This is a genomic window from Pseudomonas sp. Marseille-Q5299 (assembly GCF_943737035.1).
Lineage (GTDB): Bacteria > Pseudomonadota > Gammaproteobacteria > Pseudomonadales > Pseudomonadaceae > Aquipseudomonas > Aquipseudomonas putida_E.
Genome location: NZ_CALSFR010000002.1, coordinates 1 through 13,230, shown reverse-complemented (window position 1 = coordinate 13,230; position 13,230 = coordinate 1). Strand labels below are relative to the sequence as shown.

The window sequence follows — 13,230 nt, the reverse complement described above, 5'->3', positions numbered from 1 at the left end:
GACACCTCAGACCAGCGCGTTGCGTTTGGCCATCTCGATAAGGTCGACCAAGGTGTCGACCTGGAGTTTCTGCATCAGGCGCTTCTTGTAAGTGCTGACGGTTTTGTTGCTGAGAAACATGCCTTTGGCAATTTCCTTGTTGCTGCGCCCTTGGGCGAAAAGTTGCAGCACCATGAGTTCGCGATCGTTGACCTGCCGGAAAAGCCTGAGATCGGTGTCTGCTGTTTCGTGGCCCGTGTGGATGGCCTGGCTGGGAAAGTAGTTGTATCCGGCCAGTACCGCCTTGATAGCGCTGAGCAGTTCGCTCAGGTCTTCCTGTTTGCATACATAGCCTGCCGCACCTGAGTGCATGCAGCGCACGGCGAACAGCGCAGGCGATTGCGCGGTCAGGATCAGCACCTTCAGCGGCAAGGCCATGGTTTGAAAGCGCGAGAGGACCTCGAGGCCATCAAGCTTGGGGATGCTGATATCCAGAATCACCAGGTCGGGCATTGTTTCGCGGATCATCTGCATGGCGTCCACGCCATTGTCCGATTCGCCTACGACTTTGTAGTTCTGGTTTTCAAGCAGCATACGGACAGCCAGGCGGATGACCGGGTGGTCATCGACAATAAATACGGAGTGCATGTTCAACTTCCCTGCGGCGGATGACGAGGCAGGGGGCACATTAACCCAGTTGCATCTGACATGGGGTGTGAAGTGTGGCGATTAAACGTATATGGGAAATGGCTTACAGCAGAAAGCAATTAGAGCTACGAAGTGTAATGATTTGAATCAGTGTCAAAGGACTCTTGGTAACTTTTTGTTTTGTAAATATTCGTTCTGTTTAACAAGTGGCGGCAGTTGTAGGAGATATCCCTCACTATAATGGGCCGCATGCGCAAAGGCATGCGGCAGTACCCAGGTTCAGGTCGGGCTGGACCGCCCGGTCATCTCGCGGGCCATTTCGCTGGCATAGCTGTCGGTCATGCCGGCGATGAAATCGATCATGCGCAGGTAGGCTTTGTGCAAAGAATCATGCGGGTGTGGGGCGTTGTTACCAATCAGATCGAGTACGCGGCGGCTCTTGAAGGAGGGGGTGCGCCCGCCATGCTGCTCAAGGGCCGCAGCACAGAACGTGTTGAGGAGGATTTCCAGGGTGGTGTAGGCACCGATTTCGTGCAGCGTCTTGCGCTTGTCCTGGAATATCTTGTTGCGTGCCATGTCCTTGGCCTGAAGCACGCAGCGCTTGGCCGGGCCGTGCATGTGCTCGACCAGGTCGCCACTCAACTGCCCGGCAAGCAATGCCTGCTGTTGCTCGACGAAGGCGCTCGCGGCGGCGTTGGTCAGGTGCTCGATGGCTTTGCCACGCAAGATGGCCAGCTTGCGTCGCCGCGAATCTGCAGGGCCAAGCTGGCGATACGTTTCTGGCAAGTCATCGCCCACCAGGTCGAGCAGCAGCGCCTCCACTTCGGCGTACTGCAGCAACTCCATCTCCAGGCCGTCTTCCAGGTCGATCAGGCCGTAGCAGATGTCATCGGCTGCCTCCATCAGGTAGACCAGTGGATGGCGCGCCCAGCGCTGCTCCTCAAGTAACGGCAGGCCGAGCTTGTGCGCGATCTGTTCGAGCAGCGGCAACTCGCTCTGGTAGCAGCCGAACTTATGCTTCTTGTACCCCAGGGCATCAGCGTGCCGGGCGGTCCAAGGGTATTTGAGATAAGTACCGAGGGTCGCGTAGGTCAGCCGGGTACCGCCGTCGAACTGGTGATACTCAAGCTGGGTGAGCACGCGAAACCCTTGGGCGTTGCCTTCGAAGTTGAGGAAGTCGCCGCGCTCGTCATCCGTCATGTCATCCAGCCAGCCGCGCCCTGCAGCCTGCTGGAACCAGTGGCGGATGGCATCTTCGCCTGAGTGGCCGAACGGCGGGTTGCCGATGTCGTGGGCCAGGCAGGCGGACTGCACGATCATGCCCAGATCACTGGGTTCACACCAGTCTGGCAGGCTGTCGCGCAGCGTTTCGCCGACGCGCATGCCCAATGAGCGCCCTACGCAACTTACCTCGAGGGAATGGGTCAGGCGCGTGTGAATATGATCGTTGCTGGAGACGGGGTGGACCTGGGTCTTGCGCCCCAGGCGGCGGAACGCGCCTGAGAAGATGATCCGGTCGTGGTCTTTGTGGAAGGGGCTGCGCCCCAGTTCATCGGGGCTGTACAGGGCTTTGCCCAGGCGCTCGCGGGTGAGCAGGGTGTGCCAGTCCAAGGCTCGCTCTCCTGTAGGTCGAATGGCGTAGCTTCCGGTGTCGCGCAGGGCTATGCAAGCGGAAAATCGATACCGGCCTGATCGTCGGCAAGCCGTCTCTCACAGGTGCTTGCCACGCTTGAAACGCGTGGGTCACCTGCGAGTGAAGACTCTGGAGGTGGCTCAGGAGCGCCGCGAGCCTTGCAGATACACCTTCAACAGCGGCAGCAGCGTAGTGCCCAGGCGCACCAGGCGTGACAGGTTGCCGCTGCGCACCCCCTTGCCGGTCAGAAAGCCCAGCGCAACCACCGCACCAATGCCCCATAGGGGAGCGTGTTTGATGCCCAGGCCATCTTGCAATGAGCCGCCCATGCCACGCAGGCGGTGCAGTGGCTGCAGCATTTGCCCGGACTCCTGGCGGATCTGCTGGCGATGCATTTCCATGCGCAGGCGCAGCAGGGCTTTGCGCAGCTCCCGAGGGTTACGCGTATTGGGTAGTTCAGGCAGGCTCATGGCAGCAGGCGCTCCCGGTCCTTGGCAAGTTCTTCGAGGGTGGCGCCAAACGGCGAGGACTCGTCGAATACCGCCGCCCTCAGCCGTAGGCCGCAATACAGCGCAGCCACACCATAAAACACACACAGGCCGATGATCCCTGCCAGGCGGTAGCTGTCCCACAGCAACACCAGCAGCAGGCCCGACAAGGCTGTCAGCAGCAGCAGTGCGAACACCAGCGCCAGGCCAGCGAACAGCAAAAGGCTCAGGGTGCGTCCTTTCTGCTCCTGCAGTTCGATACCGAACAGTTCGATATGGCTGTGCAGCAGCCCCAGTATCGCGGCGCCCAGGCGCCTGCCCGAGGCACCGGTGCCAATGGCGTCATTCTCCATGGAGGCTCCTTAGCGCCGATTGGCCAACAGGCCGATCAGCAGGCCGACACCTGCGGCTATGCCGATGGCCTGCCAAGGGTTTTCCTGAACGTAGTGCTCGGCACTACCCAAGGCCGCCTGGCCACGCTCACGCACCGATTCCTGAGTCAGTTGCAAGGTTTCGCGGGCCTGCGTGAGGCGCTCGTGGATCTGCTCACGCAGCTCATCGGCCTGGTCGCCCGCCAGATTGGCTGTGTCGGCCAGAAGCTTCTCGGTGTCACGGACCAAAGCCTGGAAGTCCGCCATCAATATCTCTTGTGCAGTCTTTGCCGATTTGCTGGCCATGGTGCTCTCCCTGTGTAGGTGTGTAGGTAATTCGAGTTTCGCTGTGCGCTGAAGGTTCACTTCGTCGCTGGTATGGGCCTTGCTAATGAAGATTGCCACAACGCGGGGCGTAGACCGGAGCGATGCGCCGATACAGGGCGTCGACCCCGGCAGATACCGATAAACCTTAACCCAATCCACGACAAACCCAAGAAAAAACCACGCAGGCTTCGCTCGGTCCACCGTACCCGGGCAATGGGCTGGCACCGATCCGGTGCATGGATGCAGGTTCTTGAACTGTCCTGGTGCCTTTTTTCAGTAGGTCTGCCTTTTCATGGACAACATGCACAGCGCCATGGACTCCCTGGTCCACGGTTCCAACACGCTCTTCATCCTCATGGGCGCCATTCTGGTGCTTGCCATGCACGCGGGCTTCGCGTTTCTCGAAGTGGGCACCGTGCGCCACAAGAACCAGGTCAATGCCTTGTCGAAGATACTCAGCGATTTCGCCATCTCGGCGCTGGTGTACTTCTTCATCGGTTACTGGGTTGCCTATGGTGTGAGTTTTCTGCACCCGGCATCCCAGCTGGCCGCCGACCACGGCTATGCCCTGGTCAAATGCTTTTTCCTGTTGACGTTCGCGGCAGCGATACCGGCAATCATCTCCGGGGGTATCGCCGAGCGTGCGCGGTTCGTGCCTCAGCTGTGTGCCACAGCGTTGATCGTAGCCTTCATTTATCCGTTCTTCGAGGGCGTGGTATGGAATGGCAACTTCGGCGCACAGGCATGGCTGCAGGCGCGTTTTGGTGCGCCTTTCCATGACTTTGCAGGGTCTGTGGTGGTGCATGCGATGGGCGGCTGGCTGGCACTGGTGGCAGTGCTGCTGCTGGGTGCACGGCGGGGGCGGTACCGTGATGGTCGGCTGGTGGCCTTCGCTCCGTCGAGCATTCCGTTTCTGGCGCTGGGCTCGTGGATCCTGATCATCGGCTGGTTCGGCTTCAATGTCATGAGCGCGCAGACCTTGCAAGGCGTCAGTGGCCTGGTGGCGATCAATTCGCTGATGGCCATGGTAGGCGGCACCCTGGCAGCGTTGTTGGCCGGGCGTAACGACCCTGGATTTTTGCACAACGGGCCGCTGGCGGGGCTGGTGGCGATCTGTGCAGGTTCGGACCTGATGCATCCGATCGGTGCACTGGCTACTGGCCTGGTGGCCGGTGTTCTGTTCGTGTGGAGCTTCACCGCCGCGCAAAACCGCTGGAAGATCGACGATGTGCTGGGCGTGTGGCCATTGCATGGGCTATGCGGCGTATGGGGCGGGATAGCCTGTGGCATCTTCGGCCAGGCAAGCCTTGGCGGTATGGGGGGCGTCAGCCTGACCAGCCAGTTGATCGGGAGCCTGGCAGGGGTGCTGATCGCGCTGCTTGGGGGCTTTGTCGTGTACGGGCTGATCCGCGCGGTACTCGGCCTGCGCCTGAGCCATGAACAGGAGTTTCAGGGCGCCGACTTGTCGCTGCACCGCATCGGTGCCACCAGCCAGGATTGAACCAGGTCAGGTGCACATGGGGCGGTGGCGACCTAGAATAGGCTTCTCATCCATGCCAAACCGGGTCCCGCCCCATGCTGCCTGAATGCCAACTCTTCGGCACCGTCGGGTGCCACTTGTGTGAAGTGGCCGAAGCCGTTCTCATGCCTTTCGTCGATCATGGCCTGCTGGTCGAACTGGTCGATATCGCCGAGAGCGAGGCGCTGTTCGAGCGTTACGGGCTTATCATTCCCGTGCTGCGTCGTTGCGATACCTCGGCCGAACTGCACTGGCCGTTCGATCCTGAACAGGTTGTAGCCTTTCTCGCGCAATGACAACGGCAGGGGAAGCATCGCCTGCCTGCATGAGCTGAGCTGTTACCCGAAGATGCCGTGCCGGCGACACACGCCGGAACCTCATCTTTGTCGAGAATGCAGTCATGTTCATCACACCAAATTTTACCCTGGAAGAGATGATTGTCTCGCAGGTCGCCGCTCGGGAAGGGCTGGACAATACGCCCTCGCAGCAAGTCATCAGCAACCTGCACCTGCTGTGTGAAGCCCTTGAGCGGGTGCGGGCCCTGTTTGGCCTGCCGGTAATCATCAGCAGTGGCTACCGGTCCCCCGCGTTGAACAAGCGTATAGGCGGCTCCCCGCGCAGCCAGCACCTGCTCGGCTTGGCCGCGGACTTCGAGATATTCGGCATCAGTAATCGGGAAGTGGTCCGCCGGGTGAGCGCAAGCGCAGTGAATTTCGACCAGATGATTCTCGAGTTCGACAGTTGGGTCCACCTGTCGGTAACGCCGAGCGTCCCGCGCCGTCAAGTGCTGACCATCCGCAGGGGTACAGGCTACCTGCCAGGTTTGCAGTGAGCAGGGGATGAATTGACGGCGGGGTATGCAAGTTCGTATGCTGTATATAAATACAGTATCGAGGTAAGCCCATGCTCAATGTCGAGCAACTCAAGTACAGCGTCAACCGCATGCCGGTGGAGCGGGTATGTGACGCCGTGCTGGAACTGCGCCTCGAAGGCTTGGTCACCGATGACCGTACGCCGTTCGGCAAGGTTCATTTCAATACCTGCTTCGCCGAGATCGAGGCGCTGTTCCAGCGGGCCGGCTACCATCGAGGGTTGGATGTGGTGGGTTACCAGGGCTTGCTGTATGCGCTCTATGATCCCGGCCGCTGGGAGCCCGTGCAGGTTCTGCGCTGGCTGAAGGCGCGCAGCGAGGCCATGGTCCAGGCTGGTTGAGCTGGCGGGGTTGGGGGATAATGCCCGGCCCTGCCTGCCCCGAGTCTCGCCATGACCACGCCTTTCGACCCCGCCCGCCAGCAAGCCAGCACGGTCTGCCTGCCACCTGGCAACTGGGCGACGGTACTTGATTGCCTGTGCGACCATTTCAAGGCAATCGAGCGTGCGCAGTGGCTTGACCGCTTTGCTCGTGGCCGGGTGCTCAACGCCGAAGGCCAGGCGATCGCTGCCGACCTGCCTTACCGTCGCGGCATGCGCCTGCACTATTTTCGTGAGGTGCCCAACGAGCGGCCGATCCCGGTAGAGGAAGCCATCCTGCATGTGGATGAGCATCTGGTGGTGGCCGACAAACCGCATTTTCTGCCGGTTACGCCAACCGGCGAGTATGTCGAACAGACGTTGCTGCGCCGTTTGATCCGGCGCCTGGATAACCCGCACCTGGTGCCGTTGCACCGCATCGACCGGCATACCGCAGGGCTGGTGTTGTTCTCGGCCAACCCGCAAACCCGCAGCGCGTACCAAAGGCTGTTCCCCGAGCGCCGCATCGACAAACGCTACCACGCCATCGCCCCGGCCTTGCCCCAGCGTGATTTTCCGCTGGTGCATAAAAGCCGTCTGGTGCATGGCGAGCCGTTTTTCCGCATGCATGAGGTACCGGGCGACGATAACAGCGAAACCCTGGCCGAGGTGCTGGAGAAGCAGGGTGAGCTATGGCGCTACGGCCTTTCGCCGGTGACCGGCAAGACGCATCAACTGCGGGTGCACATGGCGGCACTGGGGGCAGGGATCTGTAACGACCCGTTCTATCCTGAGTTGCTCAAGGTAGAAGATGATTACCAGCGGCCATTGAAGCTGCTGGCACACAGCTTGCGCTTTGCCGACCCGTTGACGGGGGAGGAGCGCTATTTCGAGAGTCGTCTGACCCTCGGTTGGTAGTGCCCCTTCGCGGGCAAGGTCGCGAAGGGGCGCTGGGTTGTCAGCGGTTGAACCGCTCCACCAGTGAGTACTGGCCACCGGCGGTGGTGGTCAATGCTTCGCTGAGCAGCGCCGAATGCTGCGCCTGCTCGGCTGTCTGGTCGGCCAGTTCGGCGATCGTGCTGATGTTGCGGCTGATCTCGTCAGCCACGGCAGTCTGCTCTTCAGTGGCGGCAGCGATCTGGGTCGCCATGTCGGTAATGTTGGCCACCGCCTCGCTGATCCCCATCAATGCCTGGTCAGCCTGCATCACTCGTTCTACACCTTCCTGAGCCTGGCGATGGCCAGATTCCATGGTGAGCACGGCGTTGTTGGCTGTCTGTTGCAGTTTGGCAATCAGGCCATGGATCTGCCCTGTGGACTCAGCGGTACGCTGGGCCAGCTGGCGCACTTCGTCGGCCACCACGGCAAAGCCACGGCCCATTTCGCCAGCGCGGGCTGCTTCAATGGCAGCGTTCAGGGCCAGCAGGTTGGTCTGGTCTGCAATGCCCTTGATCACATCGACCACGCCACCGATTTCGTCGCTGTCCTTGGCCAGTTGCGTCACGGTCTGGCCGGTTTCACCCACGGCCGCCGACAGGCGCTCGATGGCGTCGCGGGTTTCACCGGCGATCTGCCGGCCCTGGCTGGTCAGGCGATTGGCTTCCTGTGTGGCATCGGCGGTGCGCTGTACATGGTTGGCCACTTCCTGGGTCGTGGCGGCCATCTGGTTGACGGCGGCGGCAACCTGCTCGGTCTCGACCCGTTGGCGCTCCAGCCCCGAAGAGCTCTGGTGGGCCAGGACGTCGGACTGGCGTGCCTGGTCGCTGAGGTGTTCGGCGCTGTCCTGCAGGCGGGTCAGGCAGGTTTTCATGCGCGCATCCTGGCTGAGCAGGGCCATTTCCAGGCGTGCCTGCACGCCTCGGCTGTCGGTGTACATCTGCGCGATCAGTGGGTCGGAAGTGGTCTGTTCGGCCAGGCGCAGCAGGCGCTTGAGGCCGCGTTGTTGCCAGCTAAGGCCGAGCAGGCCGAGCGGCACCGACAGGCCGGCGGCCAGGGCGAAGCCCCAGGAATGCCCGAGCCAGTTGCCGATCAGGAAACCGATCTGGCTGACCAGGATGAAGGGCAGCCAGTCCTGCAGCACTGGCAGCCACTTGTCACGGCGCGGAACGGCGGGCTTGCCCTGATTCAGGCGCTGGTACAGGGCTTCGGCGCGGCGGATCTGCTCGGCGGTGGGCTTGACCCGCACCGACTCGAAACCGGTCACCTGGTTGTTGTCGAAGATCGGCGTGACGTAGGCGTTGACCCAGTAATGGTCACCCGACTTGCAGCGGTTCTTGACGATGCCCATCCAGGGCTGGCCTTGCTTGAGGGTCTGCCACATGTGGGCGAACACCGCAGGCGGCACATCAGGGTGGCGTACCAGGTTGTGCGGTGCGCCGATCAGCTCCTCGCGCGTGAAGCCGCTGATCTCGACGAACGCATCGTTGCAATAGGTGATCACACCCTTGGCATTGGTGGTCGAGATCAAGCGTTGTTGGGCAGGGAAAGTCCTTTCCCGTTGGGTAATCGGCTGGTTGTTCCGCATGGGCTGAGTAATCCGCAAGGCTTTCGACAGATATCGGCAAGCCAGTACTTTTATTGAATGGATATTTAACTTCGTTGATCTGGCGCAGGAACGGACTGCGGGGATTACGCTAGCAGGCCCGCACGTTCGCGAAAGATGGCGTCACTATTGCAGGTTTATTGCAGGGAGTGACGTGCAGGTCAAATCATGACTCATTGGCTGGCCAAGAGCCAGCCTCCGGCACAAAAAAGGGGCGCTTTTGCGCCCCGGTCAGCTGGCTTTCAGCTGGCGATCAACTGCCTCAACACATAGTGCAAAATCCCGCCGGCTTTGAAGTATTCCACTTCATTGACCGTATCGATCCGGCACAGTACCTCAATGTCTTGCTGCTGCCCGTCCTCACGGGTGATGCGCAGTTGCAGGCTCATGCCTGGCTTCAACTGAACCCCGGCCAACCCCAGTACGTCGATTCGCTCTTTGCCGGTGAGCCCCAGTTGCTTGCGATCGTGCCCGGCTTTGAACTGCAATGGCAGTACGCCCATGCCGACCAGGTTGGAGCGGTGGATGCGCTCGAAACTCTCCGCCAGTACCGCCTTGACCCCCAGCAGGTTGGTGCCTTTGGCTGCCCAGTCGCGGCTGGAGCCGGTGCCATATTCCTGGCCGGCGATCACCACCAGCGGCGTGCCTTCAGCCTGGTAGCGCATGGCCGCGTCGTAGATCGAGAGCTTTTCCCCAGTGGGCACGTACAACGTGTTGCCGCCTTCTTCACCGGCGAGCATCTCGTTGCGGATGCGGATGTTGGCGAAGGTGCCACGCATCATCACCTCATGGTTGCCCCGCCGTGAACCGTATGAGTTGAAGTCGTGAGGTTCGACGCCTTTTTCGCGCAGGTAGCGCCCGGCCGGGCTGTCGGCCTTGATGTTGCCGGCCGGGGAAATGTGGTCGGTAGTCACCGAATCGCCAAGCAGGGCGAGAATGCGCGCACCCTGGATGTTCTCGATCACCGGCAATGGGCCGCCAATGCCGTCGAAGAAGGGAGGGTGCTGGATGTAGGTGGAGTCGTCCTGCCACACGTAAGTGGCCGCCTGCGGCACTTCGATGGCTTGCCACTGGGCGTCACCGGCGAATACCTCGGCGTACTCCTTGTGGAACATCGCCGTGTCGACCTTGGCCACGGCGTCGGCGATTTCCTGCTGGCTGGGCCAGATGTCACGCAGGTACACCGGCTGCCCGTCCTTGCCGGTGCCCAGCGGGTCACGGGTAAGGTCCAGGCGAACGCTGCCGGCCAGGGCGTAGGCCACCACCAGTGGCGGCGAGGCCAGCCAGTTGGTCTTGACCAGCGGGTGCACCCGGCCTTCGAAGTTGCGGTTGCCTGACAGTACCGAGGCGACGGTCAGGTCGGCGCTGCCGATGGCGGTCTCGATGGCTTCGTCCAGTGGACCGGAGTTGCCGATGCAGGTGGTACAGCCGTAGCCGACCAGGTCGAAACCCAGTTGGTCGAGGTAAGGAGTGAGCCCGGCGGCATTGTAATAATCGGTGACCACTTTGGAGCCGGGCGCCAGCGAGCTTTTTACCCATGGCTTGCGCTGCAGCCCTTTCTCCAGGGCCTTTTTCGCCACCAGGCCGGCCGCCATCATCACACTGGGGTTGGAGGTGTTGGTGCAGGAGGTAATTGCGGCGATTACCACGGCACCATCGCGCAGGGTATAGGTCTGGCCTTGGTGGCTGTAGTCGATCTCGCCGGCCTGGTCGGCATTGCCCACTGCCACACCACCACCGCCTTCGCTTTCCAGGCGGCCGACCTCTTTGGCCAGGGGTTTGGGCTGCAGTTCGATGAAGTGGTCGAACGCCTGGCTGACTTGGCCGAGCGCAACGCGGTCCTGGGGGCGTTTTGGCCCGGCCAGGCTAGCTTCGACTTCGCCCATGTCCAAGGCCAGGGTATCGCTGAACAGCGGTTCCTGCCCCGGCAGGCGCCACAGGCCCTGTGCCTTGCAGTACTGTTCGACCAGTTGCACCGTCTGCTGCGGTCTGCCCGAAAGGCGCAAGTAGTCCAAGGTGACCTCATCGACCGGGAAGAAGCCACAGGTCGCGCCGTATTCCGGTGCCATGTTGGCAATGGTGGCACGGTCGGCCAAGGGCAGGTCGGCCAGGCCGTCACCATAGAACTCGACGAACTTGCCGACCACGCCTTTCTTGCGCAGCATCTGTGTCACGGTCAGCACCAGGTCGGTGGCGGTGATGCCTTCGCGCAGCTTGCCGGTAAGCTTGAAGCCGATCACTTCCGGGATCAGCATCGACACCGGCTGGCCGAGCATGGCAGCTTCCGCTTCGATCCCGCCAACGCCCCAGCCGAGCACGCCCAGGCCGTTGATCATGGTGGTGTGCGAATCGGTGCCGACCAAGGTGTCGGGGAACGCATAGGTGCGCCCATCGGCCTCACGGGTCCATACCGTGCGGCCCAGGTACTCCAGGTTGACCTGGTGGCAGATGCCGGTGCCCGGCGGCACTACGCGGAAGTTGTCGAACGCGCTCTGGCCCCAGCGCAGGAAGGCATATCGTTCGCCATTACGCTGCATTTCGATGTCGACGTTTTCACCGAACGCCTGGGGGGTGGCGTAGCGGTCGACCATCACCGAGTGGTCGATCACCAGGTCCACGGGCGACAGCGGGTTGATCCGCTGCGGGTCGCCCCCGGCCTTGGCCATGGCAGCGCGCATGGCCGCCAGGTCGACTACCGCCGGTACGCCGGTGAAATCCTGCATCAATACCCGCGCTGGGCGGTATTGGATCTCGCGATCGGAACGACGGTCTTGCAGCCAGTCGGCGAGGGCGCGCAGGTCGTCGCTGCTGACCGTCTCGCCATCTTCCCAGCGCAGCAGGTTTTCCAGCAGTACCCTGAGCGACATGGGCAGGCGCTGCAGGTCGCCTAGTTGTCGTGCAGCCTCGGTAAGGCTGAAGTAATGGTAGGTCTGGTCGGCCACCTTGAGGGTCTTGAGGGTTTTCAGGCTATCGAGCGAGGGCATTGCCAACTCCTTATGCACCGGTGCCCGGCATTGGCTGGATGATGCCGGTGTCACCGCTCTGTTTCGGCCCGCACGGTACGGACCTGGCTGAAGAGTCAGGTTAGACCGGTTTGTCTGCCCTGACCCTATTCTGGACCGGCGGGGCATGTCGCAGGTTCCGATCTTCCTTTATCATCGCCGCCCTGCCGGCGCCTGTGGTGCGCCAGCCGTAGTGGAGTGAGAGATGAATACCCTGTTCATGCATTGCCGGCCCGGGTTCGAGGGCGAGGTCTGCGCCGAGATCAGCGAACACGCTGCCCGCCTGGGGGTTGCCGGTTATGCCAAAGGCAAGCCGCAGAGCGCCTGCGCCGAGTTTGTCTGCGCCGAAGCCGAAGGTGCCGAACGGTTGATGGCGCAGCTGCGCTTTGCCCAACTGATCTTCCCGCGCCAGTGGGCGCGTGGCGGCTACATCGAACTGCCTGAGACCGATCGGATCAGCGTGTTGCTCGAGCATCTGGCAACACTGCCGGTGTTTGGCAGCCTGTGGCTGGAGGTGCTGGACAGCAATGACGGCAAGGAGTTGTCGACGTTCTGTCGCAAGTTCGAGGTGCCGCTGCGCAAGGCTTTGGAAAAAGCCGGCCGCTTGGTCGATAACGCCAGCCTGCCTCGCCTGTTGCTGACCTTCATCAGTGGTCGTCGGGTATTCGTTGGCGTTGCCGAGGCGAACAACAGTGCGCTGTGGCCGATGGGAATTCCGCGCTTGAAATTCCCGCGTGAAGCGCCGAGCCGCTCGACCTTGAAGCTTGAAGAGGCCTGGCACCAGTTCATTCCACGGGAGCAGTGGGAGCAGCGGCTGGGCGATGACATGACCGGGGTGGACCTCGGGGCTTCACCGGGGGGGTGGACGTACCAACTGGTGCGCCGTGGCATGCTGGTCACTGCTATCGACAATGGGCCGATGGCAGAGAGTTTGATGGACACCGGGCTGGTTCAGCACCTGATGGCCGACGGCTTCACTTGGCAGCCCAAGCAACCGGTGGACTGGATGGTCTGCGATATCGTCGAGAAGCCGGCGCGCACCACTTCGTTGATCGAGACTTGGTTGGGGGAGGGCTTGTGCCGGGAGGCGGTGGTCAACCTTAAGTTGCCGATGAAGCAGCGATATGCCGAGGTGCGTCGCTTACTGGACCGCATGGAGGCGACCTTCAAGGCGCGCAAGGTCAAGGTGTCGATTGCCTGCAAGCAGCTGTATCACGACCGCGAGGAAGTGACGTGCCATCTGCGCAGGCTGGACCTGAAACCACGAAAGTAAGCCGTTGCCGTTGCCGTTGCCGTTGCCGTTGCCGTTGCCGTTGCCGTTGCCTTGCTTTTGCTTTTAAGCGCGCGATAGTTCAGACGCCGCAGATTGCGACTTCAGGAGGCCGAGCGCAGGTCTTGCGAAGGGAGGTGACGGGCATGGATGCCCGTCAAGCGCTGCGGCCCATGGATGGGCCGTCAGCGCGGTCCTCCCGGGAGCAAGGCCGGAGCGAG

The 13,230-nt window shown here is 61.7% G+C and carries 13 protein-coding genes; 6 read left to right on the top strand and 7 right to left on the bottom strand.

All coding sequences use genetic code 11. The annotated features are described in order from the left end of the window. Window positions 1-6: 6 nt before the first annotated feature. From NGJ21_RS04525 to NGJ21_RS04505, 5 genes are all read right to left on the bottom strand, one after another. On the bottom strand, window positions 7-627 hold the full coding sequence (locus NGJ21_RS04525; RefSeq protein ID WP_046786486.1) for a response regulator transcription factor: 621 nt from the start codon (window positions 625-627) through the stop codon (window positions 7-9). 279 nt (window positions 628-906) lie between these two features. Then, entirely contained in the window at window positions 907-2,238 is a 1,332-nt protein-coding gene (locus NGJ21_RS04520; protein WP_046786485.1) for a deoxyguanosinetriphosphate triphosphohydrolase, read from the bottom strand. Between the two features lie 162 nt (window positions 2,239-2,400). Next, window positions 2,401-2,730, bottom strand: a complete 330-nt coding sequence (locus NGJ21_RS04515; RefSeq protein WP_046786484.1) for a hypothetical protein — start codon at window positions 2,728-2,730, stop codon at window positions 2,401-2,403. After that, window positions 2,727-3,101, bottom strand: a complete 375-nt coding sequence (locus tag NGJ21_RS04510) for a phage holin family protein (protein ID WP_115275423.1) — start codon at window positions 3,099-3,101, stop codon at window positions 2,727-2,729. The genes NGJ21_RS04515 and NGJ21_RS04510 overlap by 4 nt, the downstream gene beginning before the upstream one ends. Before the next feature lie 9 nt (window positions 3,102-3,110). Beyond that, entirely contained in the window at window positions 3,111-3,425 is a 315-nt protein-coding gene (locus NGJ21_RS04505; RefSeq protein WP_012313531.1) for an ElaB/YgaM/YqjD family protein, read from the bottom strand. A gap of 313 nt (window positions 3,426-3,738) precedes the next feature. Between NGJ21_RS04505 and NGJ21_RS04500 the strand changes: the two genes are divergently transcribed. The 5 genes from NGJ21_RS04500 (at window position 3,739) to NGJ21_RS04480 (ending at window position 7,113) form a co-directional block, all read left to right on the top strand. Further along, window positions 3,739-4,947, top strand: coding sequence for an ammonium transporter (locus NGJ21_RS04500; protein WP_119689136.1), 1,209 nt, complete (start codon window positions 3,739-3,741; stop codon window positions 4,945-4,947). A gap of 74 nt (window positions 4,948-5,021) precedes the next feature. Then, window positions 5,022-5,261 (top strand): glutaredoxin family protein, encoded by a 240-nt coding sequence (locus tag NGJ21_RS04495; protein ID WP_039603811.1) that lies wholly within the window; start codon window positions 5,022-5,024, stop codon window positions 5,259-5,261. Window positions 5,262-5,365: 104 nt separating this feature from the next. Then, window positions 5,366-5,797, top strand: coding sequence for a D-Ala-D-Ala carboxypeptidase family metallohydrolase (locus NGJ21_RS04490; protein ID WP_251961886.1), 432 nt, complete (start codon window positions 5,366-5,368; stop codon window positions 5,795-5,797). Window positions 5,798-5,868: 71 nt separating this feature from the next. Beyond that, window positions 5,869-6,177, top strand: a complete 309-nt coding sequence (locus tag NGJ21_RS04485) for a hypothetical protein (RefSeq protein ID WP_039603809.1) — start codon at window positions 5,869-5,871, stop codon at window positions 6,175-6,177. A gap of 51 nt (window positions 6,178-6,228) precedes the next feature. Continuing rightward, window positions 6,229-7,113, top strand: a complete 885-nt coding sequence (locus NGJ21_RS04480; protein WP_046786480.1) for a pseudouridine synthase — start codon at window positions 6,229-6,231, stop codon at window positions 7,111-7,113. Between the two features lie 40 nt (window positions 7,114-7,153). Here the strand turns inward: NGJ21_RS04480 and NGJ21_RS04475 are convergent, their stop codons facing one another. Together NGJ21_RS04475 and acnA are read right to left on the bottom strand one after the other, a co-directional pair. Next, window positions 7,154-8,719, bottom strand: a complete 1,566-nt coding sequence (locus NGJ21_RS04475; protein ID WP_046786479.1) for a methyl-accepting chemotaxis protein — start codon at window positions 8,717-8,719, stop codon at window positions 7,154-7,156. A 260-nt stretch (window positions 8,720-8,979) separates the two neighbouring features. Next, the gene (acnA, locus tag NGJ21_RS04470; RefSeq protein ID WP_251961885.1) at window positions 8,980-11,721 is read right to left on the bottom strand and encodes an aconitate hydratase AcnA; all 2,742 of its coding nucleotides are present in this window, start codon (window positions 11,719-11,721) and stop codon (window positions 8,980-8,982) included. Between the two features lie 223 nt (window positions 11,722-11,944). Between acnA and rlmM the strand changes: the two genes are divergently transcribed. Further along, a complete protein-coding gene (rlmM, locus tag NGJ21_RS04465) occupies window positions 11,945-13,012 on the top strand; it encodes a 23S rRNA (cytidine(2498)-2'-O)-methyltransferase RlmM (protein WP_046786477.1) in 1,068 nt (355 codons plus the stop codon). The last annotated feature ends 218 nt before the right edge of the window (window positions 13,013-13,230 follow it).

What these genes read in the sequence shown, in the direction of transcription:
- NGJ21_RS04485 (WP_039603809.1), top strand. Translation starts at nt 5,869, where the DNA reads ATGCTCAATGTCGAGCAACTCAAGTACAGCGTCAACCGCATGCCGGTG.
- acnA (WP_251961885.1), bottom strand. Translation starts at nt 11,721, where the DNA reads ATGCCCTCGCTCGATAGCCTGAAAACCCTCAAGACCCTCAAGGTGGCC.
- NGJ21_RS04505 (WP_012313531.1), bottom strand. Translation starts at nt 3,425, where the DNA reads ATGGCCAGCAAATCGGCAAAGACTGCACAAGAGATATTGATGGCGGAC.
- rlmM (WP_046786477.1), top strand. Translation starts at nt 11,945, where the DNA reads ATGAATACCCTGTTCATGCATTGCCGGCCCGGGTTCGAGGGCGAGGTC.
- NGJ21_RS04490 (WP_251961886.1), top strand. Translation starts at nt 5,366, where the DNA reads ATGTTCATCACACCAAATTTTACCCTGGAAGAGATGATTGTCTCGCAG.
- NGJ21_RS04480 (WP_046786480.1), top strand. Translation starts at nt 6,229, where the DNA reads ATGACCACGCCTTTCGACCCCGCCCGCCAGCAAGCCAGCACGGTCTGC.
- NGJ21_RS04495 (WP_039603811.1), top strand. Translation starts at nt 5,022, where the DNA reads ATGCTGCCTGAATGCCAACTCTTCGGCACCGTCGGGTGCCACTTGTGT.
- NGJ21_RS04500 (WP_119689136.1), top strand. Translation starts at nt 3,739, where the DNA reads ATGGACAACATGCACAGCGCCATGGACTCCCTGGTCCACGGTTCCAAC.
- NGJ21_RS04515 (WP_046786484.1), bottom strand. Translation starts at nt 2,730, where the DNA reads ATGAGCCTGCCTGAACTACCCAATACGCGTAACCCTCGGGAGCTGCGC.
- NGJ21_RS04475 (WP_046786479.1), bottom strand. Translation starts at nt 8,719, where the DNA reads ATGCGGAACAACCAGCCGATTACCCAACGGGAAAGGACTTTCCCTGCC.
- NGJ21_RS04525 (WP_046786486.1), bottom strand. Translation starts at nt 627, where the DNA reads ATGCACTCCGTATTTATTGTCGATGACCACCCGGTCATCCGCCTGGCT.
- NGJ21_RS04510 (WP_115275423.1), bottom strand. Translation starts at nt 3,101, where the DNA reads ATGGAGAATGACGCCATTGGCACCGGTGCCTCGGGCAGGCGCCTGGGC.